General features: G+C 67.0%; 21 protein-coding genes and 1 pseudogene. 14 read left to right on the top strand and 8 right to left on the bottom strand.

Going from position 1 to position 26,908, the window contains the following annotated elements; genetic code table 11:
- Positions 1-524 precede the first annotated feature (524 nt).
- Entirely contained in the window at positions 525-3,128 is a 2,604-nt protein-coding gene (locus ACFYY7_RS39345; protein ID WP_388669346.1) for a Helicase associated domain protein, read from the top strand.
- Between the two features lie 348 nt (positions 3,129-3,476).
- On the opposite strand, the gene ACFYY7_RS39340 is transcribed toward ACFYY7_RS39345, so the two are convergent.
- The 3 genes and pseudogenes from ACFYY7_RS39340 to ACFYY7_RS39330 all read right to left on the bottom strand — a co-directional run bounded on the left by ACFYY7_RS39340 (position 3,477) and on the right by ACFYY7_RS39330 (position 6,911).
- The gene (locus tag ACFYY7_RS39340) at positions 3,477-5,792 is read right to left on the bottom strand and encodes a GH92 family glycosyl hydrolase (RefSeq protein WP_388669355.1); all 2,316 of its coding nucleotides are present in this window, start codon (positions 5,790-5,792) and stop codon (positions 3,477-3,479) included.
- Between the two features lie 285 nt (positions 5,793-6,077).
- Positions 6,078-6,272 (bottom strand): annotated as a pseudogene (locus ACFYY7_RS39335) (winged helix-turn-helix domain-containing protein); the annotation flags it as partial.
- A 411-nt stretch (positions 6,273-6,683) separates the two neighbouring features.
- On the bottom strand, positions 6,684-6,911 hold the full coding sequence (locus ACFYY7_RS39330) for a DUF6191 domain-containing protein (RefSeq protein ID WP_388669352.1): 228 nt from the start codon (positions 6,909-6,911) through the stop codon (positions 6,684-6,686).
- 841 nt (positions 6,912-7,752) lie between these two features.
- Between ACFYY7_RS39330 and ACFYY7_RS39325 the strand changes: the two genes are divergently transcribed.
- The gene (locus tag ACFYY7_RS39325; protein ID WP_388669349.1) at positions 7,753-8,109 is read left to right on the top strand and encodes a putative phosphothreonine lyase domain-containg protein; all 357 of its coding nucleotides are present in this window, start codon (positions 7,753-7,755) and stop codon (positions 8,107-8,109) included.
- A 642-nt stretch (positions 8,110-8,751) separates the two neighbouring features.
- Entirely contained in the window at positions 8,752-9,300 is a 549-nt protein-coding gene (locus ACFYY7_RS39320) for a DUF1062 domain-containing protein (protein WP_388669343.1), read from the top strand.
- A 72-nt stretch (positions 9,301-9,372) separates the two neighbouring features.
- Here ACFYY7_RS39320 and ACFYY7_RS39315 read toward each other — a convergent pair whose 3' ends face one another.
- The 3 genes from ACFYY7_RS39315 to ACFYY7_RS39305 form a co-directional block, all read right to left on the bottom strand.
- Positions 9,373-9,942: a DinB family protein gene (locus ACFYY7_RS39315; protein WP_388669340.1), complete on the bottom strand. Its 570-nt coding sequence runs from the start codon at positions 9,940-9,942 to the stop codon at positions 9,373-9,375.
- Between the two features lie 415 nt (positions 9,943-10,357).
- A complete protein-coding gene (locus ACFYY7_RS39310; RefSeq protein ID WP_124723568.1) occupies positions 10,358-10,771 on the bottom strand; it encodes a hypothetical protein in 414 nt (137 codons plus the stop codon).
- Between the two features lie 45 nt (positions 10,772-10,816).
- Entirely contained in the window at positions 10,817-11,452 is a 636-nt protein-coding gene (locus ACFYY7_RS39305) for a hypothetical protein (protein ID WP_388669337.1), read from the bottom strand.
- 1,054 nt (positions 11,453-12,506) lie between these two features.
- Here ACFYY7_RS39305 and ACFYY7_RS39300 point away from each other — a divergent pair.
- The 6 genes from ACFYY7_RS39300 to ACFYY7_RS39275 all read left to right on the top strand — a co-directional run bounded on the left by ACFYY7_RS39300 (position 12,507) and on the right by ACFYY7_RS39275 (position 20,385).
- Positions 12,507-13,757 (top strand): ParA family protein, encoded by a 1,251-nt coding sequence (locus tag ACFYY7_RS39300; protein WP_388669334.1) that lies wholly within the window; start codon positions 12,507-12,509, stop codon positions 13,755-13,757.
- The gene (locus tag ACFYY7_RS39295) at positions 13,754-15,004 is read left to right on the top strand and encodes a ParB/RepB/Spo0J family partition protein (RefSeq protein WP_388669331.1); all 1,251 of its coding nucleotides are present in this window, start codon (positions 13,754-13,756) and stop codon (positions 15,002-15,004) included. Before ACFYY7_RS39300 ends, ACFYY7_RS39295 begins: the two co-directional genes overlap by 4 nt.
- 674 nt (positions 15,005-15,678) lie before the next feature.
- Positions 15,679-16,791: a bifunctional DNA primase/polymerase gene (locus ACFYY7_RS39290; protein ID WP_388669328.1), complete on the top strand. Its 1,113-nt coding sequence runs from the start codon at positions 15,679-15,681 to the stop codon at positions 16,789-16,791.
- Positions 16,788-18,320 carry a phage/plasmid primase, P4 family gene (locus ACFYY7_RS39285; RefSeq protein ID WP_388669325.1) on the top strand — a complete coding sequence of 511 codons (1,533 nt, stop codon included), beginning with the start codon at positions 16,788-16,790 and terminating at the stop codon, positions 18,318-18,320. Before ACFYY7_RS39290 ends, ACFYY7_RS39285 begins: the two co-directional genes overlap by 4 nt.
- Positions 18,317-18,706: a DUF6009 family protein gene (locus ACFYY7_RS39280; protein WP_124723573.1), complete on the top strand. Its 390-nt coding sequence runs from the start codon at positions 18,317-18,319 to the stop codon at positions 18,704-18,706. The genes ACFYY7_RS39285 and ACFYY7_RS39280 overlap by 4 nt, the downstream gene beginning before the upstream one ends.
- A gap of 170 nt (positions 18,707-18,876) precedes the next feature.
- Positions 18,877-20,385, top strand: coding sequence for an FAD-dependent monooxygenase (locus ACFYY7_RS39275; RefSeq protein ID WP_388669321.1), 1,509 nt, complete (start codon positions 18,877-18,879; stop codon positions 20,383-20,385).
- 26 nt (positions 20,386-20,411) lie between these two features.
- Here ACFYY7_RS39275 and ACFYY7_RS39270 read toward each other — a convergent pair whose 3' ends face one another.
- The gene (locus tag ACFYY7_RS39270) at positions 20,412-21,083 is read right to left on the bottom strand and encodes a ScbR family autoregulator-binding transcription factor (RefSeq protein ID WP_388669318.1); all 672 of its coding nucleotides are present in this window, start codon (positions 21,081-21,083) and stop codon (positions 20,412-20,414) included.
- 128 nt (positions 21,084-21,211) lie between these two features.
- On the opposite strand from ACFYY7_RS39270, the gene ACFYY7_RS39265 reads away from it, so the two are divergent.
- Positions 21,212-22,063, top strand: a complete 852-nt coding sequence (locus ACFYY7_RS39265) for an NAD(P)H-binding protein (RefSeq protein ID WP_388669315.1) — start codon at positions 21,212-21,214, stop codon at positions 22,061-22,063.
- 83 nt (positions 22,064-22,146) lie between these two features.
- Here the strand turns inward: ACFYY7_RS39265 and ACFYY7_RS39260 are convergent, their stop codons facing one another.
- On the bottom strand, positions 22,147-23,100 hold the full coding sequence (locus ACFYY7_RS39260; RefSeq protein ID WP_388669312.1) for a ScbA/BarX family gamma-butyrolactone biosynthesis protein: 954 nt from the start codon (positions 23,098-23,100) through the stop codon (positions 22,147-22,149).
- A 435-nt stretch (positions 23,101-23,535) separates the two neighbouring features.
- Here ACFYY7_RS39260 and ACFYY7_RS39255 point away from each other — a divergent pair, with 435 nt between their 5' ends.
- The 4 genes from ACFYY7_RS39255 (at position 23,536) to ACFYY7_RS39240 (ending at position 26,879) form a co-directional block, all read left to right on the top strand.
- Positions 23,536-24,171, top strand: a complete 636-nt coding sequence (locus ACFYY7_RS39255) for a ScbR family autoregulator-binding transcription factor (RefSeq protein WP_388669309.1) — start codon at positions 23,536-23,538, stop codon at positions 24,169-24,171.
- Between the two features lie 271 nt (positions 24,172-24,442).
- Positions 24,443-25,276, top strand: a complete 834-nt coding sequence (locus tag ACFYY7_RS39250) for an AfsR/SARP family transcriptional regulator (RefSeq protein WP_266738057.1) — start codon at positions 24,443-24,445, stop codon at positions 25,274-25,276.
- Positions 25,277-25,319: 43 nt separating this feature from the next.
- A complete protein-coding gene (locus tag ACFYY7_RS39245) occupies positions 25,320-26,078 on the top strand; it encodes a ScbR family autoregulator-binding transcription factor (RefSeq protein WP_388669306.1) in 759 nt (252 codons plus the stop codon).
- A 33-nt stretch (positions 26,079-26,111) separates the two neighbouring features.
- Positions 26,112-26,879: a phosphopantetheine-binding protein gene (locus ACFYY7_RS39240; protein WP_388669303.1), complete on the top strand. Its 768-nt coding sequence runs from the start codon at positions 26,112-26,114 to the stop codon at positions 26,877-26,879.
- The last annotated feature ends 29 nt before the right edge of the window (positions 26,880-26,908 follow it).

The raw sequence follows: 26,908 nt of genomic DNA, 5'->3' as shown, positions 1-26,908 counted from the left end.
GCGCGCGGTCTGCTCCGCAGACACGACGCGCCGCCGCTACGCGGCGGAAGACGACAACGCACTCCGTGCGTTGTTCCCGGACTTCGTCCGGGGTTGCCGGTCCACTCCGTGGCCCGGGCAGTCAACTTCGTTGACTGCGGCCCGGATCGCTCCGCGAACCGGGCGGCGGGCCATGCTCCGCATGGCCCTTTGGCTGGCTACGGGTTGGGGTTGCCTTGCTGGGAGAAGATTGGGGCTTCCTGCCCGATCTCTGGTCCCTTGAGTCCTTGTCAGGAGAGTTCAGGGGTTGACAGGAACGGCCCTGGCAGATGACAGACTGGCGGTTCAGAAACACTTCTGCAGTCGGTATGCGTCACTCTTGATACCAAGCTAGATTAAGGAGTGTGAGCCGACACCCTGCCGCCGTCCCTGGGGTCGATTGTCTGTGTCTTGGTTGTCGCTGAAAAGTTCATGTTGCTACACAGGGATCCGGGTCTTTTCTGGCTTGGAAATATGTCTGAAGCGGTCGAGGAGAGGAAACTTTGGTGACGCTGAAGGAGTTGTTTCCGCATCAGGTGGAGGCGGTCGACGCGGTTCTGAGGGTCTTGCAGACGCCTGCGAGCGGGCACCTGCCGGCCGAGGGGCTGCGGACCCAGGTGATCGCCGCGACCGGCTCCGGGAAAACCCTGATCGCCGTCGCGGCTGCCGAGAAACTCGGCGCGCGGCATGTCCTGGTCCTGGTCCCGACACTGGATCTGCTCACCCAGACCGCGGCCGCGTGGCGGGAAGGAGGCCGTACGGGGGCGATGGTCGGGGTGTGCTCGCTTCGGGCCGACGACTCCGACGGTATGCCGTGCACGACCGATCCGGGTGAACTCGTCTCCTGGGTAAGGGCTCTGGAGCGGGTCACGGTGTTCGCCACGTACGCCGCCGTCGGCCTCGGCATCCTCCAGAACGCCCATGGTGCCGGCCTGGGTGCGTGGGACCTGATGGTCATCGACGAGGCGCACCGCACCAGCGGGCACGGGGGCAAGCCGTGGGCCGCGGTGCACGACCAGACGAAAATGCCGGGGACCCGCCGTTTGTACATGACCGCCACGGCCCGGATCTGGGAAGCACCCGAGCATGCCCGGAGTGGTGAGGGCGGGGAGCCGCGGCTGATCGCGAGCATGGATCCGGGGTCGCGGGTATTCGGGCCAGTGGCATACAAACTGACGCTCTCACAGGCAGTGAGCCGAGGGTTGGTGGCGCCGTACCAGGTAGTGTGCCTCGATATTTCCGATCCCGAGTTCCACCAACTGCGCCAGGAGGCCGGGCTCGGATCGGACGCCGCACGCGGAGCACGACTCGCCGCACTGCAGACCGGGCTCGTGACCGCGGCCGCCGAAGAGAACCTGCGCAAGGTCCTGACATTCCACAGCCGGGTCAGTGAGGCCGAAGCCATGGCCACAGGCGTCGTCGACGCGGCCCGGAAGCTATGGGAAAACGATCCGCGACGCTACCCGGAGCCGGAGCGGGTATGGGCCGACTGGCTGTACGGCGAACACCCACCCGCCCACCGGCATGCCGTGCTGGAGAAGTTCGCCTCCGACACCATCACGAACCAGAACCAGGTGCAGCTGGTCGAGGGGGGTGCAGGGGGGCACGGCAGGGGTGGGCGGCGGTCGGGGAAGGGGTTGGTGCCAGCGGCGTTGCGGGTGCTCAGCTCGGTGAAAGTGCTGGGAGAGGGTGTCGATACCGCGAATTGTGATTCCGTCGCATTCTGTGACGCTCGGGGGTCGATGATCGATATCGTGCAAATGGTCGGACGCGCCCTGAGAATCAAGCCCGGGGAAGGGAAAATTGCTTCTCTGGTCGTTCCGGTATTTCTCGCTCCGGGTGAAAGCCCGGACGAAATGCTGACCTCACCGGCGTATGGGACCCTCGCGAAGGTCCTCTCAGCGCTGCGAGCGCACGACACCGAAACGATCGAGCACCTAGCGGATCCGCGTGTCCGGAGCGGGAGTTGGCTCCCGGAGGGTGCCGGGGAAGGCGAGACGGTAGCTGAGCGGGAAGAGCCGGAGGGCGAGCGGGGACCGAGCACGCCTGCACAGGAGCTGCTGAAGTTCAGCACGCCCCGGGATCCTGCGCTGCTGGCGCGGTTCGTGAAGTTGCGGGTGCTCGAGCCGGAGAACACGTTCTGGCGGCGCGGTATCCAGGCATGCGTGCGGTACGTGAAGGAGACCGGGGCGCAGCAGTTGCGGGTGCCGTACGACTACGTCACCCCGGAAGGCTGGGCGCCGGCCGGGTTCCCGCTCGGGACCTGGCTCGCCGACCAGCGCAAATCCCACAAGGCCGGACGCCTGGATGCGGGGCGGGTGGAACAGCTGACCGGGCTAGGCATGGTCTGGTCGCACCAAGATGTCGCGTTCGAGGAAGGCCTCACCGCCGCCCGTGCCTGGGCCACCGTGCACGGGCATCTGTTGCCGCCCACGACTGCGGTATGGGACGGATATCCGGTCGGGACCTGGACCAAGAACCAGCGATACGCCGCCCGAGCCGCAGATCAGATCGTGCAGCGAAGGCAGGCCGGCCTGGCTGTCGAGAGCAGTGCGGGTGCGTTGACCGAGGCTCGGCGCGCGGCGCTGGAGGACATCGACCCGGGCTGGTGCCCTGCCTGGGACACGGGATGGCAGCGGTGCTTCCGGCTCACCCAGAACCTCCTCCAGAACGGCGGGGCCCTACCGGTAGCGGCCGGCAAAGTGATCGTGCAAGGAGAAGACCTCGGGAGGTGGGTCACGGCGCAGCGGCATGGGTGGGAACAGCTCCTGCCCGCGCAGCAGTGGTTGCTGGAGAACGTCCTCGGGATCGAACCCGCCAATGAGGCGGAGCGGCCGGTGAAACGGACGCAGGACGACATGTGGGCTCTCAACCTCGCGGCAGCACGGCAGTTCCACGCGCGTGAGGGGCATCTTCGGGTGCCCCGGAAGCACGTCGAACACCTGGCGGGAGCGGCGGAGGGCACGGCAGGCCCGGGCGGCCATCAGGCAGGCGCTGACGAGGTCGTGGTCGTCAAGCTCGGCACATGGCTCGACAACGTACGGAAGCGTGCCGGCAGGCTCACCGAACAGCGCCGGGCCGACCTGGATGCCCTCGGGATGCGCTGGTAAGAGGCGGCTGTGGGTGCTGATGCGGGACGGGTCCGGATCCGACGTGGATCCGGACCGTCTTGCGGCTCTGCTGGAGGTGTCACCGACCAGCAGAATCGTTCCAGAGTCACATGATCAGGCGACCACAGAACGAGAACCAAGCTTCGTAGCGCCGGCTCAGCGGGCCTACCGGGCAGGCGAGCCCGGCCACGATGGCACCACCCGCGTCTCGGCGCGTCTGCCGCTTCATAGGGTCCGGGCCGGGTATTCGCTGACTCATGTCTACTGCGAGCAGCAGCCCCTCCATTCCCCTCTCCGCCTCCTGTTCCGTGCCTCGGCTCACCTTCCTTCCATGCCTTCCGCCGGTCCTCAGTGCGCGTCCGCCCCCTGCATCGGCGACGCCGAAGCGCCCCAACTCTGCGGGGTGTCGCTCATCGCGAAGCGCAAATGGCCACCTCGCAGCAGGTCGGAATGGCTCAGCACCGGCTTGGTGACGCTCCGGCCGTTCAGCGACAGCGACTGGACATATTGCTTGTCCGCCGCCCCCGAGGCGCTGATCACCAGCGGACGGGACGCGGCCGGCAGCTGCACCTTTGCCTGGTCGAAGAACGGGCTGCCCACCGAGTACTTCCCCGATGCCGGGTTGACCGGGTAGATGCCCAGCGAGGAGAGCACGTACCAGGCGGACATCTGGCCGCAGTCCTCGTTGCCGCTGAGGCCGTCCGTGCGGTTCGCGTAGTTCGCCGCGGCGATCTCGCGCACCTTCGCCTGCGTCTTCCACGGCTGGCCCGCGTCGTCGTAGAGGTAGGCGGCGTGGTGGCTCGGCTCGTTGGTGTGGTTGTTGTGGCCACTGGCAAAGTAGCCGTCCAGCCACGACGCGAACTTTTCCTTGCCGCCCATCAGATCCATCAGCCCCGGCACGTCGTGCAGGACGTCGAGCGTGTACACCCACTGGTTGCCCTCGGTCCAGCCGCCGTCGGCCCAGGATCCGTCCAGATTGCGGGCCTGCATGAAGCCGGTCGCGGGGTTGTAGAGCTTCTTGTAGTTCGCGCTGCGCTTGAGGAACATCTCCGCGTCCTCGGTTTCGCCGACCGCCTTCGCGACCTGCGCGACCGCCCAGTCCTCGTACGCGTAGTCCAGCGTGCGGGACGCCGACTCCGCCGTGTGGTCAGCAGCGACCCAGCCGTTCCGCTTGTAATAGGTCAGGCCTGCCCGTGCCTCCACCGGAGTTCCCTGCTGGCGGTCGGAATAGGCCAGTTCGGTGTCCCTGTCCGGCGGGGTCATCGCGTCCTTGTACACCGCCTTGTACGCAAGCTTGCGATCGAAGCCGGTGAAGCCCTTGGCGATGTCCTCCGCGATCACCGAGTCGGCGTTGGTGCCGACCATGATGTTGGTCTCCGTGATGTTCTTCCACATCGGGAGCCAGCCACCCTCTTGGTAGTCGTTCAGCATCGAGGTGACCATGCCGTCGATCCGCTCGGGGGCGAAGAGCGTCAGGAACGCGTTCTCGGCTCGGAAGGTGTCCCACAGCGAGTAGCCGGTGTAGCTGATTCCGGAGTGGACCTGGTCGTCGTACGCGCTGTAGTAGCGGCCGTGCTCGGAGTTCTCCGACGGGTACTGCAGCGCGTGGTACATCGACGTGTAGAAGACCGCCTTCTGGTCGGCGGTCGCGCCGCGCAGCCGGACCCGGTTCAGCTTCTGGTTCCACTGCGCGCGGGTCTTGTCGGCGATCTGCTCGAAGGACTGGTCGTCCGGGGCCTCGGCAGCCAGGTTGGCACGGGCCTGCTCCAGCGAGATGAACGACGTCGCGATCCGCACCTGCACGGTCCGGGTGCCGGAGGGGAAGCGCACATACGCGGACACGTCGCCGTCGGTGCGGTCGCCCTGACCCTCGTGCAGCGTCCCGCCGGTAGCCGTGCCGTAGCTGTCGAAGCCGGTGTCGATCCGGGCGACGAAGTACCCCTTGAAGTTCGATGCCTTGAACGGGCCGAGTTTGCTGTCCTGGCGGTCGGGGTTGTAGCCGGTGATCTCGCGGGCGGCGGGATCGATGTGCACGTTGCCGGTGACGCCCGCACGGGTCGCCTGCAGCACAAAGTTGCTGTCCGCGCCCTCGGGATAGTCCGTACGCAGCAGGCCGACGCGAGACGTCCCGGTCATCTCCGTCTTCAGCGTCCGGCCCGAACCGGCCTGCATCTCGACCGAGTAGCGGTCCGCAGCGGCGTGCTCGTCGGAGTGGCTGAACGGCAGCGCCCGGTCGTCGGCCTTGGTCTTCACGGGGCCCACGCCGGGCATGCCCGACACGTAGCCGGAGTCGCCCATCCAGATGGCCGGCTGGTGGGTGCCGATGAAGCCGCTGATCTTCGTGTCGGAGTAGTGGTACGGCGTCCGGCTGACGTAGTTCTGCCGGGTCATCGGCGACCAGCGGGTCATCGCGAACGGCGGGGCGGTGCTGGGAATCATGCCGCCGTACTCGGTGGCGCTCTGGCCCGCCGTCCCGATGAACGGGTTGACCAGGTCCACGTTGGACCGGTCGGTGTCCGCCCAGCCGGTGGTAGCGAACGGCGGGAGGAACGCGGCGACGAGCGCTGTCGCGATGACGAAGGCCCACGCCAGGAGCGCCGGCCCCGGACGTCGCAGGTGCAGGGCGCCCGGGATGCCGGGGGCCAGGGATCTGTCACTGTGCATGCTGTCTGCCTCCACATAATTGACATCGTTGTCAGACGATCTCCAGAGTCTGGCGCGAGGGCGCCCGGCACACAAGACACTGAAGGACGATGAGGAAGGAATACCCTTATGCGGGTGGCTCGTTGTCCAGATCCGGCATCGAGTGGAGGGCCGCCGCGCCCAGCATCGTAACGGCCCGACACCACTCCGCCCGCGCACCGAGCCGGGAAAGGAACCGAACCTGCGATCCCAGTGCCGGGAGCGAACCAGTCGCAGGCGTTCGCGCGGGACGCGGACATATGTACCTGAGCCGGCACGTCCCTCGATGAGACCGTCGGTGATCAGACGGTCCATGGCCCTCTGCACGACGTTTCGCCCGAGGTCGTACTTCTCGGCGAGCCTCGCCCGGGACGGCAGACGCTCGCCGATCTCCCACTCTCCCGCGAGAATCCGCGTGCGCAGGGCGTCTGCCACCGCGAGGTACGGGGCTTCTCGAGGCATGCGTGATCCTCCGGTTGTTCTGCTCTGCGGCAGCTGGCTGTTCCCAGGGGTGTTGGCAAGCTACTGCACCTGGGGAAAGCTGCTGGAGTAGAAATACGCTCGACGCTGATGCGCCTACGGATGTTCGCAGCATCGTGCCAGTGATCCCCGTCGCGAAAACCAGCGCAGCGTCACGCTGGGCGTCCATCACCGGGTGAGCTCTTCCCCATACGGTTCAGCCAGGAGTCGTAGGTCGGCAAACAAACCAACCCGACCTGCAGATCGGCCGCCCAGGGCCGGACCTTGGCATGCCGGTCCGGGGAGAAGCGTTCCCGCACGACGGCCAGCTTCTGCCGGTCCGGCGGATGCGTAGGGCTGGAAGAACCCGAGGACTCCTGGCAGCCGTGCACGGACGGGTGATGTATCGAGCCGTCAGGGCGCGTCGGACCGGCTTGTTGGGCTCCGCACAGGGCGGATGACCGCCTTGCCGGAGTCGAGGTCAACCGAGCTGGGTGGTGCACCGGAATCGGCGTCGTCACGGAGAACGAGTTGGCGTTCCCGCTCCTGCTGGACGTGGCGCTGCGACGGATGGAAGAGCTCACCCCATGCCTCAGCGGTTAATGCCCCACCGCCGCCATGCTTGCGCCGCCTCCAGCCCACCCACGCAAAGAGGACCAGCCACAGGAAGATGACGACACTGCCAGTCGTGAGGAGCAAGGTATCTCGCCTTCCGGGCACTGATGTTTCGGGCTGACAGTCTGCAGACCAGCGGGGCCCACCGCCAGTGCAAGCCGAGCCAATGGCTTGGTGGGGAAGAGGCAACTGGGTCGCCTGTGTCTCATGAGACACCTCGCAGTCTGGAAAAGGGACGGTTCCGCTGCCCGGGCCGCAGATCAGTGGCAGCCGGCCTTGCCGTCGGCGCGTTGGCCGAGGCACGGCGGGCGGCGTCGGAGGAGATCGATCCGGGATGGTGCCCGTTATGGGATGCGGGGTGGCAACGTTGCTTTCGCCTTGTCCAGAACCTCCTCCAGAAAGGCAGGACAGCACCGGCGGCGGCCGGGGAGGGCGGAGATCTCGGACGCTGGGTCACTGTGCAACGGCACGGGTGGGAGCAGTTGCTGCCCGCGAAGCAGTGGCTGTTGGAGAACGTTCTCGGGATGGCGCCGGCTGGGGACGAGGACCTTCCGGTGCGGCGGACGCAGGACTATATGTGGGCGGTCAATCTGGCGGCGGCGCAGCAGTTCCATGCTCGTTAGGGGCATCTGAGGGTGCCTCGGAAGCACGTCGAACGCCTGTAGGGCCTGTGGTGGTCAAGCCCGGCACATGGCTCGACAACGTGCACAAGCGTGCTGACAGGCTCACCGGGCAACGCCGGGCAGACCTCGATGCCCTCGGCATGCGCTGGTAGAAGCGGGGAAGAGTTGAAGCAGCTCGGAGAGTCGTTTCTTGCCCGGATCTGTGTTTGTAGGGCCCTGAGCAGGGGGTTGAATCGAGGCAGGGCATCGGCCTGGAGCTGTGGGAACGGATCCAGGGTGCCACGATCGAGGGGTACCTCGGAACCTGCTCCAAAGTCCTGAAGGACTTCACCCGGGCCTGTGTCTATACCCGGGACTACCGCGACGTCGACGACCTGCGCCGTGTCCTGACCGTGCTGCGGGAACTCGGGATCGAAGGCTGGATCGACTACAAGCGGGACTGTGACACAGCCCGAGGGCTGTATGGGCGTGGGGCCCTGTACTGGTTCTCGCCGCCAGGCACTGTGAACATTGAGGCTCCGAAGTGGTCGGTCGGCCGCGAGATGGACCACTGGTCCGCCGCGCCGGTTCCAGGCCTGACCCGCCAGAGGTGTGGGGGCTGAACCGTTCGTCTGGGAGCGGGAGAGGGATTCTGTTGTTGGGGAGGGGACATGCTCGCCCGGGCTGGGGCGCGGCCCGGTCGTGAGGGACTGTTGCAGAGTGTCAGTCGGTGCCCGGACCGGGGTAATGAGTGAGTGATCTGTACGTCGTGCGCTGCCTGCTCGGTTGCACGGACCTTTCTGCGCGGCGTTCTATCGCTGCGGGATACGGTCCGGGGTGTGACCGGCGTGGTCGACGCTGCAGGTCATCGTCTTGCTGGTGCTGGGATGGGTGCGTCCGTCGGCGGAACCGCCCTACCGGCACGTGATGGCTTGGTCCGTTCGTCGGGGTACCGCCGGGCCCGGCGGCGGACGGATTCCTCGCGGTCGGGGAGGCCGACGGTCTGGTCGCAGTTGGTATGCGCCCCATCAACATGCTGATCGCTCTGCTCGTCACTCTTTCCTCACCCGTGCACAGGCATGGTCGAAAAACAGTGGAACGGCGGCGCTGAGCGCCTATACCGTGCTGCCCGAGTCACATCGTCCAGGCAAGGACATGCCGTTGTACACCCTGTGAGACCTCCCGAGCGCTGATCTGTCGCGCGTCGCGCATGTGCGCCGCGCTGCTTTTTGCTGCGGACTTCTCACTGGAAACGGTGTACTTCTGTGCTCAACAACTGGGTAGTCATGCCCACCTGCCTGCCGCTCGTTCGCCGTCGCTGCCACTCGTGCGCGTCCGAGCGGTTCCGGACAAGCGGTAAATTCCGTGTCAACGCGAACCACAAACTCATCGATGCCTGGCTCCTCGCGCTCTGTACCGTTTGCGGACAAACGACAAAGCTCGCAGTCCTGGAGCGGATGAATGTGCGCTCCGTACGGCCTGAGCTGCTGGGCCGGCTGCATGGCAACGATCCTGGCCTGGCAGCCGAGCTGCTCCAGGATCCGGTCATACGGCGTCGTAACCGCATCGCTCTCGACTGGGGCAACGCCTGGCGCCTCGATACCGGAAGATCAGATCATCTGGACCACGAGGTAAATGACGTCTCGGTACGCTTCGCAGCACGGATCCCTATCCGGCCCGTACAACTGATCGCTCAGGGTTTCGGCCTCTCACGGACCGAGGTCGAGAGGCTGGTCACGGAGGGGAATCTCGTTTCCGCGACCCGGTTGAACAGCAAGCTCTCCGGTGACTTCGCCTTCATGCTCAAGCGCTGAGGCCCTTGTCCGGCGAGATCTGCCGGACAAGGGCTCAGAGGCCGCCGTGGCGAGTTCCACGGCGGCCTCTGGTCACTGGCCCACTCTTCCGTCGATGCACTCGCGCAGCAGGTCTGCGTGCCCGCAATGACGGGCGTACTCCTCGATCCTGTGCACCAGCAGCTCCCGGACGGAGATCCTGTCCTTTCCTAGACGCTCGCCCAGGTCCGGGTGCTCGGCCAGCGCGGCGTCGGTCGCGGCCTGTTCGCGCTCCAGATCGGCGTACGCGGCATCGACCACGGCCTGATCGGCGACGGCTTCGTCGAAGTCCGCGTCACGCTTGCCGTACAGCTTCGGCAGCGGCTCATTGTCACTGATCCAGTTACGCCAGTCCCGTTCCACCTCAGCGAGGTGCCGGACCATGCCTAGCAGCGACATCGTCGACGGCGGCACCGAGCGACGGGCCATCTGCTCCGCATCCAGGCCCTCGCACTTCATCCGCAGGGTCAACCGATAGTCCGTCAGGTAGCCATCCAGCGTGGCTTGTTCGCCATCCGGACCGACTCCTTCGCTGTTGCGAGGGTCTTTGTCCGGGTCAGTCCACATGTCGGGGTAGACGGTGGCCTGGGTCCATCGTGCGGGCTGATCATTCATGCGTTCCATGTTCGTCTGCGAGGGCCCGGACTCGCTAGTCTCCCTGGGTTCGAAGTGCTTTTTTTGTTATTGGTGTTCTTACGGTGCGGCCGGTCCGTCTGCGGAACGCAGCTGACCATGCGCTGCGCCTTCAGGACGGGGTCGGGCTGGGGCGATGCAGCTTTGGGGCGGGCGTTGGGTGGGGCGACGGTGGTAATACCGGATGGATCTGGGCGGCCGCCGTACACCGGGACGTTCAGGGCGGCGGCGAGGCGGCCCGTCGGCTTGGGCTCGGGGTCGGTTGCACCAGTGCGGTCATGGGTGGCGGGCTGTCGACGGCGGCGCCTCGCCGACCTTCGCGCGTACCGGTATAGTGAGGGCACAACTTGTTGTTCAGGCACAGAGGCCCCGCCATCGTTGATGGCGGGGCCTCTGTTTTGTCGGGTCAGGCGATGCGGAGGTCTGGGCGTCCCTCGGCCGGCGGTGCTGCTCGGTATTCCGGGAGGTGGATGGTCGGCAGTTTGCCGCTCTTCATCTCTTCGAGGGCGTACGCGAAGGCGGCTTCCATGTCCGTCACGCTCTCGTACTTGGCGGCGAGCGGGTGGAGTCGATAGCGGTTGCCCCCGCGGCCTTCGGCGCGGGAGCGCAGCACGAGGTTCAGCTCGAACAGCGGCTCCATCAGCGCGCTGACGGTGGGCGGCTTCACCTTGTACTCCACCGCCATCTCGCGCTGGCTCGGCAGTGCGCCGCCGTTCTCGCTCCGGAAGATCAGGTACTGAAGGAACTTCACCGGGGCAGCTCCGATGGGCAGCGCCCAGATGCGCTCAGCGACGAGCGGCGACATGACTGCAACGGCCATCGGTGCCTTCCTCCATATCGAATCGGCTTGCCTTGGTAGCGGACATCACCCGGTGCGCTTCCTTCTGACAGGCTCGGGCACTTCGCCATCCAGGTTAAGGTCCAGGGCTTCCTGGTGGTGAACCAGCTCAGGACCAATTCTGTGCGGAAACGCGCTCGGATCGTCATCGTGGTCCGCGGCGATCTGGGCGAGCACCTCGTGCTGGGCGGTGCTGTTGCCCTGGAACCAGAGAGTGACATTGAGGCGAATCCGTCCGTTTCCTGCTGGTTCGAGCCACTTGTACTCGCACAGGGTTCGGACGGCACGGTTCACCGTGGGCCTTGTGATCATCTTGGCGCCTGGCTTCTTGGCTGCGAGGCCGTTCAGGCCATCAGTGATCTCCTGCTGGGTGTACTCCGCGATCCCCGTGCCGGGGCGCTGCCCGCCCGCCACGTACAGGAACACGCACAGCTGGCTCTTCGTGATGCCGTTGGCGATGAAGAGCTGGGGCAGCAACTGCGTGAACCAGTTGCTGGCGAGGCTGTAGCCGGCGCCTCCGGCGAAGCTGTGGACGGACCGCGGGTCGTTCTCGTACTCGAAGGTGACGCCCTTGAGCTTGCGTTTCCCTGTCCTTGGCTGTGTTGCCTCCGGGACATTCGTGCCGAGTTGCTCACCCAACAGGTTCAGGATGTCGTCGAACACGGCGTTGCTCTCCGGCGAGGACGCAGGAGAAGGCACTGCTCGGGGCCGACGCGGCTGGCGCGACGGCGTTTCAGATGTCACTGGACCCTCCTTGTTGCTCAGGCGGTCCGAGGCTATCCCAAAAGTTCGGCTGAGCCTTACTTTTGACGGCTCGACACGCTTCGAGTCTGAAGGGGTGACGGATGCGCCTCAAAAGTTTGCGTGAGCCGAACTTTTGGTGCACGAAAGCGGTGAAAGTTAGCGTGAGCCTAACTTCCAGTTTCGTTCTGCAGCACATTTTGATCGAATCGGTGCCACGGGCTGGGGTGTTCGCCTGGAACCGCCACTCCCCTGACCTGCGGTTTCTCCGGCGATCATGGTCGGTTTGAAAAGTTAGGCTGAGCCTTACTTTCAGGGCCAAATGTGCTGGCCAGGTTAACATTTCGACCCACCAAATGTGTCGGCCAGAGCATGATCAACATCGCATATGTGCAGGTCAGAGCCTTGCTGGGGTCCGGCGCCTCTTATAAAAGAAGAGCCGCACGCTACGTACGGGCAGTGTGCGAAGCCGGAGTGCGTGCTGTGGTGGCTGTGCTTTGTTGGGGTCGTGAGTCGGCAACGGGAGGCGTTAGCACCGTTCCTGAGGAGGGGTCACGGGCTGGACTCTCTACTCGCCTGACTGAACCTCGGCCCACGAAAGCCAGCCCCGACGATAGGTTCATGGACTCTGCGGCGGGAGTGCCCACCCGAGCCACCCACTCCGATCAGCCACTGTGCCGCTTTGACCACCCGCGGTTCAGTGAACCCGGCGGACCGCGACGGCACAGTGGCTGAGTCGAGGCCGAGTCGGCACCCGCGATGGACAAGATGCCCTGAGGCTCGCGCGCAGAGTGGGGCATTATAGGTGATGTTGGTTCGTTTGGATCTACTCTCCCGCACATTCGGACGTTCCGGTTCGTGGTGGGGCGCTGTGGGGGAGCTATCACGGCGTGATAGCTCCCCCACAGCGAAAAAGACGACACAGCTAACGTGTTGAGCGCTTAATTGATCTACGGCGTTAGTAGAGTGACGGACTATGACGACACCCGACATCCGGGGCGACCGAGAGAAGGTCGTCTCGAAGCTGCCCTCCTGGCTTCGCCAGGAACTCAAGGTCCGCGCCGTTCAGCACGGCATCGACATGCAGGACGCCGTCGAAGCCGGCATCACTGCATGGCGCGGTCTCGGCTCCAACCTCTCCCCCATCGATACATCTGGGGCGGAATCCTTCGCGACGTTCCTGCCTTCCCAGCTGTGGGCCGGATTCCGTTCGGACTGCAAGCGCCGCGGAGTCTCGCTCATCCAGGGCCTGGCCCAGTCCGTGCGGGTCTGGTTGGACAGTCATCCCGCGCCTGCTGTTCGGCGCCCCGATATCGTCCGACGCGTCGTCATCTGCAATCAGAAGGGTGGCGTCGGCAAGACCGCTGTGACTGCCGGGACCGGCGAAGCTCTTGCGGAGGACTCCACCGCCCTTGTGCCGGTCCGCGTCTCCAAGCACTTCGCGGCACTCCTCGAAGAGGACGAGGAGGCCGCCAACGATCCGCTCACTCTGGAGGATCTGCCCGGGCTCGGACAGCGCGTTCTGCTCGTCGACTTCGACCCGCAGGGGCACCTCACCAAGCAGCTCGGCCATGCTCCCCTCGCCATGGACGGGGACTCTCTCACCAATCACATGGCCGGTGACGGCAAGGGTTCACTGAGCGATCTCATCGTGACGATCGAGGAGGACCGGTTCGGCAGGCGTCTGCACCTTCTGCCCGCCTGCACCGATGCCTTCCTTCTCGACGTGCGACTTGCCTCCGTCCGTGCACGCGAAGCGGCTCTCGAACGCGCCCTTGCCGCGGTCGAGCCCGATTACGACGTCATCCTGATTGACTGCCCTCCCAGCCTCGGGCTCAGCATGGACGCTGCTACTTACTACGGGCGCCGTCGCCCGCAGGAAGTGCCGGGCAACTCCGGCGTTCTCATCGTGGTCCAGGCCGAGGACAGCAGCGCCGACGCCTACGAACTGCTCACGTCGCAGATCGAGGACATGCGCAATGACCTCGCGCTCGACGTCGACTACCTCGGGCTGGTCGTCAACCACTACGACGCCCGCCGCGGGTACATCGCCACCTCCTCCCTCCAGTCCTGGATGGCCATAAAGGATCCGCGTGTCGTGGGCGTCATCGGAGACCTCAAGGAGCAGAAGGAAGCCGTTCGTGCCAAGCGGCCCCTGCTTGCCTACGCGCCCCGCTGCGAACAGTCCGTTGCCCTCCGCGCCCTCGCCCGGGAGATCAGCAAGTGAGTAAGGCCAAGAACCTCGGAGCCGGCGCCTCCTTCGCCCAGGCCCGACCCATCAGCGCTCGTCGGGCCGCGATCGGCGCTGCTACGGGCGTGCCGACGGCAGGTGTGCCCGAGCCGACCGAGCTTTCTCTGAATCTCATCAGCCAGAACCCTGACAACCCCCGCGAGGAGCTCCGCGATCTTGAGGGGCTGGCGGAGAGCATCGCAGAGATCGGCCTCGTCAACGCCGTGACCGTGGCCTCCATCGAGGCTTATCTGGAGGAGCGGCCGCATCGCGCGGCCGACCTCGACGAGGGGGCCCGGTACATCATCGTCGACGGTCACCGTCGTCTTGCCGCAGCACGTCTTGCCGGAGCTGCGAAGATTCGCGTCAGCGTCGACAACGCCCTTGTCTCTACGGATGAAGCGCTGCTCGAGGCGGCCTTCGTGGCCAACGTCCACCGCGACGACATGAACCCATTGGAGCAGGCTCAGGCCCTTCGTACGCTCGTCGACTTCTACGGTTCTCAGACCAAAGCTGCCAAGCGGCTCGGCATTGCGCAGTCGACCATTTCGTCGAAGCTCTCCGTTCTCGACCTCGACCCTCAGCTTCAGGCGGACCTGGTGGAGGGGCGCCGCAAGATCGAGCACGTACGGAATCTCTCCAAGCTGCCGCCCGATGAGCAGCGCCAGCAGGCGGATGCGCGGGCTGCCGCGGGGGTTCAGCGGCGCTCGGCAGTGCGGGAGCTATCACGGCGTGATAGCTCGGAGGTCGGGGGAGAGGTCGAGGAGTCAGTTGGTGCCGGTGCTTCGGGTGGCTCCGGGGAGCAGGGGGCGGCAGTATCACGGCGTGATAATCCGGGGGAGGGACCGGAAGAAGTATCACGGCGTGATAGTTCGGAGGAGAGTCACGCTGCCCTATCACGGCGTGATAGCCCGAGTGAGGATCAGGCCGTCCCATCACGGCGTGATAATCCCGAAGCTCGGCAGGCTGAGCTATCACGGCGTGATAGCTCCGAGGCCCGGGAGCCGGCATCGGCGACACACGATGAGGTGCCCGGACAGCGGTCGGAGCATGCCGGGCACCAGGTCGCACCGGCTCAGCTCGCGCCTGGGGAGTCGGGCATCGTCGCGCTCGGCAAGGTGACGAAGATGCCCTGGCACGACGGTCATCAGGTTGCCGACCTCGTACTGAGGAAGATGGACGAGGCGCAGCGGAAGATCCTCGTCGACAGGATCCTCGCCGAAGGCAGCAACTCCGTTCGGTGAATAGCCCGGTGAGGACGGGTCGGGGCCGGGGCGACGTCAGTACCCGGCCCGCCCCAGGGCGGTTGTCGGGGTGCGGCGAAGAACTGTTCGGCGCAGTAGGCGTGTTGGTGCTGATGTGCTTGAACTTCGGTTGTCCGGCCTGCAGGTTCGTGCCCGCCGGCAGGCGCGATTGGCTGGTATGCACCGGTGAGAGCAGTCGTAATGGGGAAGCCGCTTGAGCCTGGCTGCAGACGGGCTTGAGCGGTTCGGATGGTGGGGGAGTGGCCTCAGCGACTGAACGTCAGCGACTGAATGAGTGTTGAGTCGCTTCGATCAGAAATGTAAAACCGCAGGTCAGAAGGGCTTGCTGGGGGAACAGCGACTGAAGCGACTCAAGTTTCAGGTATATGGAGACATTCGTGCGTGTGCGTGTGAGCGCGTGTGTGCGTCATATATAGCGAGCTTGAGTCGCTTCAGTCGCTGTTCTGTGTTGCATACGTCTGTGACCTGGTGTTTTGTGTGCCTGTCCGGCAGCGACTGAGCGACTGTCGGTCTCTGGGGTCTCGGTCGCTCCGTCGCTCGGGCATCCTGCAGATGCGTACACCTGTTCTGCCCCATGTGCCTCTCCTCTCCCTTAGATTTCGCTAATCTGATTTTGGGAGTTGAGTCGCTTCAGTCGCTGATGGGGGAAGTGAATGGCAGCTGAGCTGCAGGTTTCGCGCAGCGACCCACGGCAGTTCGTGAGATCTGCATCGGTCGCTTCGCAGCCTCTGACAACTGCCTCGTGGTGTGCGCGCCAGGGGTGGCCGGTTCATCCTCTTGCTCCGGGCCGTAAGACGCCTGTGGGCAACTGTGAGGTGTGCCGTGTTCAAGGTCATGCCCGAGGGGGGTGCGACTGTATTCGTGCGGGTCGCTGGTGTCATGGGTTTCATGCGGCAACGCTTGATTTCGACCGGATCCAGCAGTGGTGGGGATCCCGGCCCGATCTCGGGGTGGGAGTCGCCACCGGTCCGGCCGGCCTCGTGGTCATTGATATCGATGCGCATGCGTGTGAACTCCCCGACCGTGACCGGCTGCTGCCCGGTGTCGGGATCTCCGCCGGGGTCGACCTGACGGGGCTGGCCAATGGCTTCCACACCCTGGGCGTGCTGGCTGCACTGCGCGGCGCGGCCAGCCCGGCGGACGACGAGTCGACGCTCCGGGTCCGCACCCCGTCCGGGGGACTACACGTGTGGTACCGCAATGACGGCGGGCACCGGTGGCAATGCTCCTCCGGGTCGGGCGGCGGCCGTGCCCTCGCCTGGCAGGTCGATGTCCGGGCGCACGGTGGGTACATCGTGGCGCCCGGGACCGTGACCCCTGCAGGGATCTACCGGCCCGTGGGGACCGTACGGGTTCCGGCTCCGCTTCCCGCCTGGCTCGCCAGGGAACTGGAGCGCACCGGGCATCTGCCGTCCGCGTCCGTGCCGGGGACCCGGCCGGTGCCGCCCCGTGCCCGGCAGGCGGTTCTCGCGGCCGGTGGCGGCCGCGGTGCGGGGGACCGGGTGCTGACCGGTGTTCTTGCCGAGGTTGCAGCGTGTGCGGCAGTACCCGAAGGCGCCGCGTTCTCCGAGAAGTTGAACCGGGCCGCGTACACCACAGGGGGGCTGGTCGCGGCGGGGCACATGACGGAGGCCGAAGCCACGCGTGTGTTGCAGGATGCGGCCGAGCAGGCCCGCCCGGGGCAGCAGCGGCGTTGCCTGGCGATCATCCGGAGTGGGCTGAGCGCAGGTCTGGCACGTCCACTGTCCCTCGGGGGGCGGGCGTGAGTGTGGACGAGGAGAGAGCACTGTCTGCCTTCGACGTCCAGGCGGTGGCCGCGCAGATCCTTGCGCAGCCCGTCCCGGCGCCCCGGCAGAGCGAGGAGTCCGCGCGGTACGAGGCTGTGGCCGCCCCGGAGGGGGACGGTGAGGCGACGGCGGACGGGCTGTTGCCCGACACGCTGACGGACCGCGGTAACGCCAAGTTGTTCGTCAAGCTCTACTGCAACGACTACCGGCACGTCCCCGGGATCGGCTGGTACCGGTGGGACGGCACCCGGTGGCAGATCGACGAGGACGACACGGTGATGTGGTCGGCGGGCGATCTGGCGGAGTCCATTGCCACCACCGATCCGCGAGGCGTCTACACCCCGACAGCGTTGCAGCAGCACCGACGCCGCACGCTGAGCACCAGCGGGATGAACGCGATGCTGACGCAGGCGAAGTCCGCCCCGGGGATGGTGCTCAACGCGGCGCGGCTGGACGCGGATCCGTACGCGTTGTGCACGCCCGCGGGCGTCGTCGACCTGCGGTCCGGGCGCATCCGTCCTGCGGAGCCCACGAAGGACTTCCATTCCCGGTCCACCTCGGCCGCGCCCGAGCCGATGCCGACGCCGCGCTGGAACCGGTTCCTGACCGACACCTTCGGCGAGGGGCCGGACGGTGCGGAGATGATCGACTTTCTCCAGCTGCTGCTCGGCTACTCCGTCACCGGGGATGTCGGCGCCCAGGTCATGCCGTTCCTGTTCGGCTCGGGGAAAAACGGCAAGTCCGTACTGCTGGATGTGCTGATGAAGCTGCTCGGGGACTACGCGGACGCGGCGCCTCCGGGGTTCCTGATGTCACGTCCGTACGAGGGGCATCCCACCGACCTGGCCGAGCTGCACGGCCGGCGCGTGATCGTGTGCAGTGAGGTCAAGCCGGGGGACCGTTTCGACGAGGCGCGGGTCAAGCTGCTGACCGGTGGTGACCGCATCAAGGCGCGCCGGATGCGGCAGGACTTCTTCAGCTTCGAGCCGACGCACAAGATGTGGCTGCTCGGCAACCACCGCCCCGAGGTGGGCACGGGTGGGTTCGCGTTCTGGCGGCGGATGCGGCTGATCCCGTTCGAGCGGGTCGTCTCCGACGACCGCAAGATCGACAATCTGGCGGACATCCTCGTCACTCAGGAGGGGCCTGGCATCCTCAACTGGCTCATCGAGGGCGCCCGTCGCTACCTGGGCGGCGACAAGGACCTGGCGGGCCCCGAGCGGGTCCGCATCGCGACCACGGCGTACGCCGAGACCGAGGACCACACCGGGCGCTTCGTCCACGAGACCTGTCGGCTTGAGGCCGATCTGCGGGCGGAGCAGTCGCAGCTCTACGCGGCCTACAGGAGCTGGTGCCAGAATGAGGGTGCTCCGGCGATATCGTCCCGGGCTTTCGCGGCACGTGTCCGCGAGGTGGTGGGACTGGCGTCACCGAAGGAAATGATCCTTTCCAATCAGCGCAAGTACTACCCGGGCATCGGCCTGCTCGCGGACGAGGAGACAGTATGAGTGCCCTCATCGCAGAGGACGAGATCGTCGACGAGATGGACCTCGTCTGGCTTGAGGACATCAGTCGGCTCGACTATGTCCGGCAGAGCCTGGACCGGTTGCCGACCCGGCGTGGCAGACCCGCGTACCACCGTGACGGCCGGATGGTCGGGTACGCCCTGCTGGGCCCGAAGGCCAAGCCGTCCCGTTCCTCCGGCACGTTCAGGCGGCGGGTGTTCTGGCTGCTGCCGCACGACCGGGACACCGAGCCCGACGGGCTGTACGCGAGGGGGGCGCCGGCGGAGGCCGTGGACGTGCGGACGCTGGCGCCGGGCAGCAAGGGGCACAAGACCGAGCGTTCGGAGGGCGGACCGATGTCGTCCACGATGCGGGAGCTCCAGCCCTAGCCTCGGCCCCACGGCCTCGGCCCCACGGCCTCGGCCTCGACGGTCTCAGCCTCGACCTCAGCTTTGGCTTCGGCTCCCGGGATCCCGTTCTTCGGTGGATGGATTAGAAACAGTCCCTCCGGTATATTTCCCGTTGCGAGGGTGGATCACGGCCAGGGGAAGGCGTCGCTGTGCAGGGGGAACATCCGGTACGGGCACAGGTCGTGGTGGTCGGTGGGGGACCGGTCGGCATGCTCGTCGCCGCCGAACTGGCAGGGTACGGAGTCGACACCGTGCTCCTGGAGTCCCGGGCCGAGGTGTCCGGCCAGCCGAAGGCGACCACGCTGCATGCCCGTGCGGTGCAGACGCTGGCCCGGCGTGGCCACCTGCCGGGGGACGGGTACCCGTACACCGGTGGCGCGGCGGAGAGCCCCTTCCACTTCGCAGGTCTGCCCGGACTGGTGATCACGGCTCCTGCACGTGAACCCGAGCCGATCCTCAAGTGCCCCCAGGCGGAGCTGGAGCGGCACTTCGGGGCGCGGGCGCGGGCGGCCGGGGCTCGGGTCCTGCGCGAGCACCGGGTGACCGAGGTCGTCCAGGAGGACGGCGGGGTACGGGTCATGGCCGAGGGGCCGGAGGGGAGTGTGGTCTGCTTCGCCGAGTACGTGGTGGGGGCGGACGGCGCCCGCAGCACGGTCCGGGACCGGGTGGGCATCGCTTCCGACACTCATCCGGCGACGGTGTCCGCGCTCATGGGTACCGTCACGCTCGCGCAGCCGGATGCGCTCGCCAAGGGCTGGCACCGCACCCCGCGCGGCTGGATCGTGGCCAAGCACGATGCGGGGGGCAGCACACACATCCGGACGCTGAACTGCACCGGCGCCCATGCGGACCGGCAGCTGCCTCCCACGCTGGAGGAGTTGCGGCAGGAGGTGTCCTGGATCGCGGGCCGGGACATCGCGATGGACGCACCGCGCTGGCTCAGCAGATTCAGCGACTTCGCGCGGCTGGCCCGGAGCTACCGCGCGGGGCGGGTCTTCCTGGTGGGCGACGCGGCGCATGTGCACTTCCCGATCGGGGGACAGGGCCTCAGCGCCGGGGTGCTCGACGCCCTGAATCTGGGCTGGAAGCTGGCGCTGGCGGTGCACGGATCGGCGGACGCGGGTCTGCTGGACACCTACGACCTGGAGCGCCGTCCCGTCGCCCGGAAGGTCATCGAACAGACACAGGCGCAGCTCGCGCTGATGCGGTCAGGTCCCGAACTCGATGCGCTGCGGGGCGTGTTCACCGGAATTCTGTCGGCGGACCGTGCGCACGGGCACCTCGGCGACATGATCAGCGCGCAGGACACGGTGCTTCCGGACCGGACCGGCGGGCCCTCCGGCGGGGCGACGGGAACGTTCCTGCGCAACGCGGTGCTCAGCACGGCGGACGGCGAGACGGATGTGATGGGGCTGCTGCGCGAGGGCAGGCCTCTGCTGCTGCTCCTCGGCGAGGAGAGCGACGGCCACCGGGAGGCGGCCCGGGGGTGGGAGGGGATTCTGAACGTGGTCCGCGCCCGGCCCACCGCCGAGGTGCCGTACGAGGCGCTGCTGGTGCGGCCCGACGGCTACATCGCCTGGGTGCCCGGCGGCCATGACCTGAGGCAGGCGTTGTCGGCGTACTTCGTCGAGGGCGCCGTGTCTGCGGGGCACCGTTGACAGTGGCCCGCAGACACGAGCGGTGCTCAGCCGGCCGTGTCGACGAGGTCCCTTATGTCGGCCGCCTTCAGCGCCTCGTCGTAGACCGCGGCTCCCCGGCCCTCGGAGAGGTCGAGCGAGGCGAGGACGGAGGGCACCACCGCGCTGGGCAGCACGTGACGCATCAGGGCGGAGACCCGGCGGACCAGGTCGTTGTACTCGCAGACGGCCTGCGACATGGACTGGATGCCGGCGAAGGAGCCCACGATGACATCGGCCGTCTCGGCCGGCGTGATGTGGGGCAGCAACTCGCCCTGGGCCTGCGCCATTTGGAGCAGCTCGTGGCCGACCTCGGCCCAGCGCAGGAACGGGCCGCTGCGGTCGAGGCTCTGCGCCAGCTGGTCCATGGTCAGCCGCACGCCCGCGCGGACCATGGGGTCGGTCTGCAACTGGTGGGCATGCAGCATCACGACGTCCACGATCTCCTGCACCTTGGAGGCGCGGGGAGGGACGATGATCCGCCGGTCCTGCTCGGCGAGGACGCCTTGAGCCAGGTCTTCCTTGGAGTGGAAGTGGAAATACAGGGCGCCCTTGGTGACGCCTGCCTCGGTGAGGATCTGGGAGATCGTGGCCGCTTGGTACCCGTGTTCCTCGAAGATCTTGGCCGCAGCCGAAAGAATCGTCTGACGGGTACGGATGGCTCGTAGCTGCTCAGCCACTCTGCCTCCTCCCTCCTCAGGGTGGTGAACGTCGGGAGGCCGGTGAAAGAAACCGTCCAGTTCGTATCTTACAGGCCGCTTCCTCGTCCGTACCGGTCGGGGAAATGTCGGGCAAGAGAGGCAAATCCATGATTCTTGTCACCGGTGCCACGGGGACCATCGGGCGGGAAGTGGTCCGAAGGATCCCTGCTGACCTGGCAGTTCGCATCATGGCCAGGCATCCGGAGCGGGTCACGGGAGCGGGCGCGGCGGCCGAGATCGTCCACGGAGATTTCTCGGATCCGGCCTCGGTGGCGGGTGTTCTGCGTGGGGTTCGCACCGTTTTTCTGGTGACCAACCCGGGCGGCGGCGACGACGAGGGCTTCATCGGGGCCGCGCGCTCGGCGGGGGTGCGGCAGGTGGTGAAGCTGTCTGCCGCCGCCGTCGCGGACAGCCGGGCCGAGGATCTGATCACCCGGTGGCAGCGCCGCAACGAGGACCTGTTGCGCGGTTCCGGGATGGAGTGGACGCTGCTGCGCCCCCGCGCGTTCATGTCCAACGCGCTTTCCTGGGCGGGATCCATCCGCTCGGACGACGTCGTGCGGGCCCTGTACGGGGCGTCGGCCAACGCCTGTGTCGATCCGCGTGACGTGGCGGAGGTGGCGGTACGTGCCCTCACCGAGGACGGTCATGCGGGCAGGGTCCACACCCTGACCGGGCCGGAGGCGATCTCGGCGGCCGAGCAGACGGCCCAGCTCGCCGAACTGCTGCGCCGTCCGCTCCGTTTCGAGGAACTGGGCCCGGAACAGGCGCGTACCGCGCTTGGCGCGCGCTATCCGGCAGACATCGTCGAGGCGCTGCTGGATAGCGCGGAGCGCGGCCGTGAGGGCGCGAAGGCGGAGGTGGACGGCACGGTCGCCGGTCTGCTCGGCCGGCCGGCCGGGACCTTCCGCGGCTGGGCGGCCGACCACTTGAGCGCCTTCGGGAACGCGAGTCGCTGAGAGCGTACCGGTGAAGAGAAGAAGACGGCGGCTGCCCGGTGGGCAGCCGCCGTTCGGCATGGCTAAGTCGCTGTTCGGCACGGTCAGACCCCGTGCGATCCTGCGGTCACCGTGGAGTTGAAGACCGGTGCACCGTCCTGATGGGCGGTCACCAGGACGCTCTGCTCGCCTTCGGCGGAGGTGTCGGGCAGCAGGGTCGCCTCGATCATGCACGGGGAGTCCAGCTCGACGTACCGCTTGAACTCATTTGCGATGGCGAGCGGGAGATAGGAGGACCGGCCGAGGACCGCCGCCGTGGCCTGGCGGGCGGCTTCGACCAGCACCATGCCCGGCACATGGTCGACCGCGTGCTCGAAGAGCACGGGGTGCCGCGTGTCCACCCGCAGCTGCCAGCGGTTCTGCTCGTTCGTGGGGGAGAGCACGACGTCCATGGGGGACATGCGCCCGACGCTCTGCGGAGCCGCTGGACTGATCAGCGGCAGCTGGTCCCAGTTGCCACCGGGAATGTGCTCGCCGCGCACCCGCCGGTAGACCGCTGGCGCCATGCAGGAGAAGGATCCGCCACCGGTCGCGACGATGTTCCCGTCGCGGTGGAAGACCGCCTCGAAGCGCAGCCCCGACAGGTTCCTGCCCCGTTGGTTGATCTCCGTGCAGTGGACGTCGATGCTGAGGGCGGCGGGCTCGTACCCCATCCGCAGGTGCTGCGGACGTACGGCGAGGTCGAGGTCCCAGACGAGGAACTGGTGGCCGAAGGGCACACCGAACTCCGCGTGCCCCAGGAGTATGCCGATCTGGCGGAGCGTTTCGCAGCCTATGAGCGGATCGTGGTAGCCGTCCGCGACCGGGGTGAAGAAGCTGTGGCCGCGCGGCCATTGGGCGGACATGACGAAGTGGGTGTCGTCGAGCCGGTCCCAGTCGGTGAGCATGACCTCTGCGACTGCGGAGCGGTGTACGAGTTCTTTGGGCACGGTCATAGTCAGAGTGTCGGGGTAGAAGCCGCCGGGCTTGATGGTGGAGGCCTTGGTGCTTCTCGTCATTTCTCTGTCGAACGTGGTTCGTTCGACCTGAAACGTGCTCGCAGACATTGCTCCCCCTGGGCTGGTGCGAGAGGTGTGTTCCGGGCTGTTCCTGGCCTGAAAATACATACCAACCGGTTTAATTTCTAGTGCTCCTGACTCCTTGTCATCCAAAAACAGCGGAGCCGTTCATTCCGATCTGCCTGTTCTTGAGGATGGGGCCAGGTCGGCGCGGGCTGTAGCCGAGTTGGCTTCCGTTTCCGGTCCGACACGGCTCGAGCGTGACACGAGTCGTTCTTGAGTGGAGTGACTCAGGGTGCGCCCGCGGCGTTCTGCCGGATGAGCCAATGCCTCCTTCTGAGCTTTGACGAATGAGCAGGGAATCTTTTCAAAAACCGCACGGGCGGTTTGTTATAGTCGACGTCTGCCCTTCGGCAGGCACGGCAACCTCTGGCAGTGACGGAGCAGTTGATGGTCAAACAGGAACGCGCGGCGCGTACGCGTGACACCCTGATCCGGTCCGCGGCCGAGGTCTTCGACCGTGACGGTTTCTCGGCGGCGTCGCTCACCGCGATCAGTTCGCGTGCAGGGGTGAGTAACGGGGCGCTGCACTTTCACTTCGCGAGCAAGGCCGCCCTGGTGGACGTTGTCGAGGAGGAGGCGCTGACCAGGCTGTTGGCCGTCACGAACAGCGCGCTGTCGCTCGGGGCGAGCCATGTGCAGCTCCTCGTCGATGTCACCCAAGCGCTCGCCGAGGCGCTGCGCGACGATGTGGTGCTGCGGGTCGGCTTCGCGCTGAGCGGTGAGACGTCCCGCCCGCGCCGGATGGATCTGCGCGCGCGCTGGCGGCGCTGGGTCGAGGAGACCCTGAAGCAGGCCGAGTCCACAGGTGAACTGCGCCGGGGGACAGGGGTCCAGGACGTGGTGACCGCCGTGGTGGCCGCGACTGTCGGATTCGAGGTGCTCGGGGTGCGGGACCCGGCGTGGCTCTCGGCGTCGACGGTGGCGCGGTTCTGGCGGTTGCTGCTGCCGACGCTGGTGCCGCCGGCGAATCTCGCCGGAATCGAGGCCGGGGGAACCCGGCGTCCGTAGATGGTGGTGTGACGGGTTCCCCGGTTGCTGATCAAGGAGAAGACCTGCTGGTTTGTTTTGGCGCGTTCCTTCTGTTGTGGATACAGGATGGGTCGACCCTCTAAGGAGCCTCCGTACTCTCGCCGCATGACAACTGTGCAGCTCAGAGTGGGTATTTGAGGGACCGACAGGGGGTCTGAAGGTAACGAGCGACCCGGTCGGTTTTCTGTTGACAAACCGCCTGTCCTGTTTTTTACTGGCCGAGGCTCATCCACGGACAGGGGAGTATGGCGTGGACATCGAAGTACTGGGCACATTGGCGGTGCGGGAAAACGGGGTCTCGGTCACACCCACCGCCGCCAAGCCGAGACAGGTTCTGGCGCTGCTGGCGCTCCATGCCGACCAGGTCGTTCCGGTGTCGGCTCTGATAGAGGAGTTGTGGGCGGGAGCCCCGCCGCGCAGCGCCAGGACCACACTGCAGACCTACGTGCTGCAGCTGCGGGCCCTCATCGCGACCGCGCTGGAGCAGAGTCCGGCCGACGGGGACACGGGCCGCGGCACCGCCAAGGACGTGCTCGTCACGCTGCCGGGCGGCTATCTGCTCAACAGCGGCGGCGGCACCAGCGACGTACGCGAGTTCGACCGGCTTGCAGGCATGGGCTACCGGGCGATGGACGGGGGCGACTTCCCGGGCGCGGCCCGGCTGCTGCGCGAGGCGCTGTCCCTGTGGTCCGGCCCGGCCTTCGCCGACGTACAGGGCGGTATCCAGCTGGACATGGAGACCCAGCGGCTGGAGGAGACCCGGCTGTGTGCGCTCGACCAGCGCATCGAGGCCGATCTGCGGATCGGCCGCCACCGCGAGCTGCTCGCCGAACTGACCGTGCTCGTCAGCCGGTACCGCACCCACGAGAACCTGCACGGGCAGTTCATGCTCGCCCTGCACCGCTCCGGCCGCCGGGGCGAGGCTCTCGACGTCTACCAGCGGCTGCGCACCACACTGGTGCGTGAGCTCGGGCTCGAACCGTCCGCCGCCCTGCGCAGGCTGCAGCGCTCGATCCTCATGGCCAGCCCCGAGAACCCGGCGATGGCGGAGAGCGGCGCCGAACGACTTGTCCGCGTGGGCTGAGATGGCCGCGCGCGATGCCGGGGGTGCTACCGCCGTCCGCCCGATGGCCCGGACACGTAACCGGTCCATGGGCCGAGCGGGCACCGTGGTGCAGGAGAGGTCGGAGCGGACCCGCAGGAAGCTGGTGCAGGCGGGGGCCGAGCTGTTCCACCGCAACGGCTACGCGAACGCGACGCTCGGCGAGATCGCCGCGTACGCCGGAGTGACCAAAGGAGCGCTGTACTTCCACTTCGCCTCCAAGGAGGAGTTGGCGGAAGCCGTACGGCTACGGGGATGCGCGCTGCTGCACGAGGCGGTGCGCGAACTGGGCGCATCCGGACTCCGTCCGCTGCAGACCTTGGTCGACACGACCCATTGGCTGGCCCGGAACCTGCGGGAGGAACCGGCGATCCCGGCCGGCTTCCGCATCGCCAAGGAGTGCGCGGGCCTGCGTGAGGGAGTCACCGACTTCCACCGCGTCTGGCTCGCGGCGGTCTGCGAGCTGCTGGGGCAGGCCCGGGAAGCGGGGGAGCTCCGCACCGAAATCGCCTGGGAGAGCATCGAATCGCTGGTGGCCGCGGCGGCCTGCGGAATCGAGATGCTGGCCGGTACGGGAATGCCTTACGCCGAGCTCCAGCGCCGGGTCACCGGGCTGTGGTCGCTGTTGTTGCCGAGCCTGGTGCCCGAGGGCGCGGAGGCGAACTACCGCGCCGGGACGCCGGGGACGTACCCGCTGTTCCGCTCCGCGGACGATCCTGCGGACGCCCCCTTGGACGCCTTTGGGGCACCGGTACCGGCCGGGGTCACCGGCAGCACCGGGTGAACGTGTGCCACCGACGGCTTGGAGGAGCCTGCGATGACGATTGAACATCCCGCGGATGTGCTGACGGACCTCATCGGGGTCCTCGGCGACGTCCTGCGGGTCAAGCCGGAGAAGATCGACCCCGACCAGACCTTCCCGTCCCTGGGCCTCGACTCGCTGCTGATCGTGGAGTTCGTGGCTGTCATCAACGGACGGTACGGGCTCCAGGTGCGCGCCACGGACCTGTACGACTACCCGACCCCGGCGTCCTTCGCCCAGGAGGTCGGGCGGGCCAGGGCGGCAGCCTCCAGCGGTGCTGCACCCGCCCGTTCCGTCGGTCCCGCCGGTTCTGCAGGTCCCGCCGTTCCCGCCGATGCTGTTGCTCCTGCCGCCTTTACAGGCTCTGCAGGCTCTGCGGCACCCGAGGGGGCGACGCGGATCGCGGAGGTGCTGCGTGAGCAGCTGGCGGCGATCCTGTGCTGCGACGCGTGGGAGATCAGCACCACCGCAGCCTTCAACGTGCTCGGCATGGACTCCATCGTGGCCGCGGAGTTCATCGCTGCGGTCAACCGCACCTTCGGACTCCGTGAGCGCTCGGTCCTGCTGTACGAGCACCCCAACCTGGCCGCCGTCGCGGCATACATCGCGACCCGTACGGGCGCGTTCGTGCCGGACGCCGAACCCGTCCGGACGGCGGCCCCGGTGTCCGCCTCCGCCGCTCGGCCGGCGCTCCGCGGCGACGTCGACGTCCTGCTGGACGCGATCCGCGACGACCGGCTCACCGTGGACGAGGCAGTCGTGCTGCTCGCCCGCCGTGGCTGAAGCTGTTCCACCCCATAAGGAGCGCGTCC

Origin of the sequence: Streptomyces sp. NPDC001933 (assembly GCF_042890955.1) — a bacterium.
Taxonomy (GTDB): Bacteria; Actinomycetota; Actinomycetes; order Streptomycetales; family Streptomycetaceae; genus Streptomyces.
The sequence above is the reverse complement of the archived record's forward strand: the minus strand, read 5'-3'. Positions and strand labels throughout refer to the sequence as shown.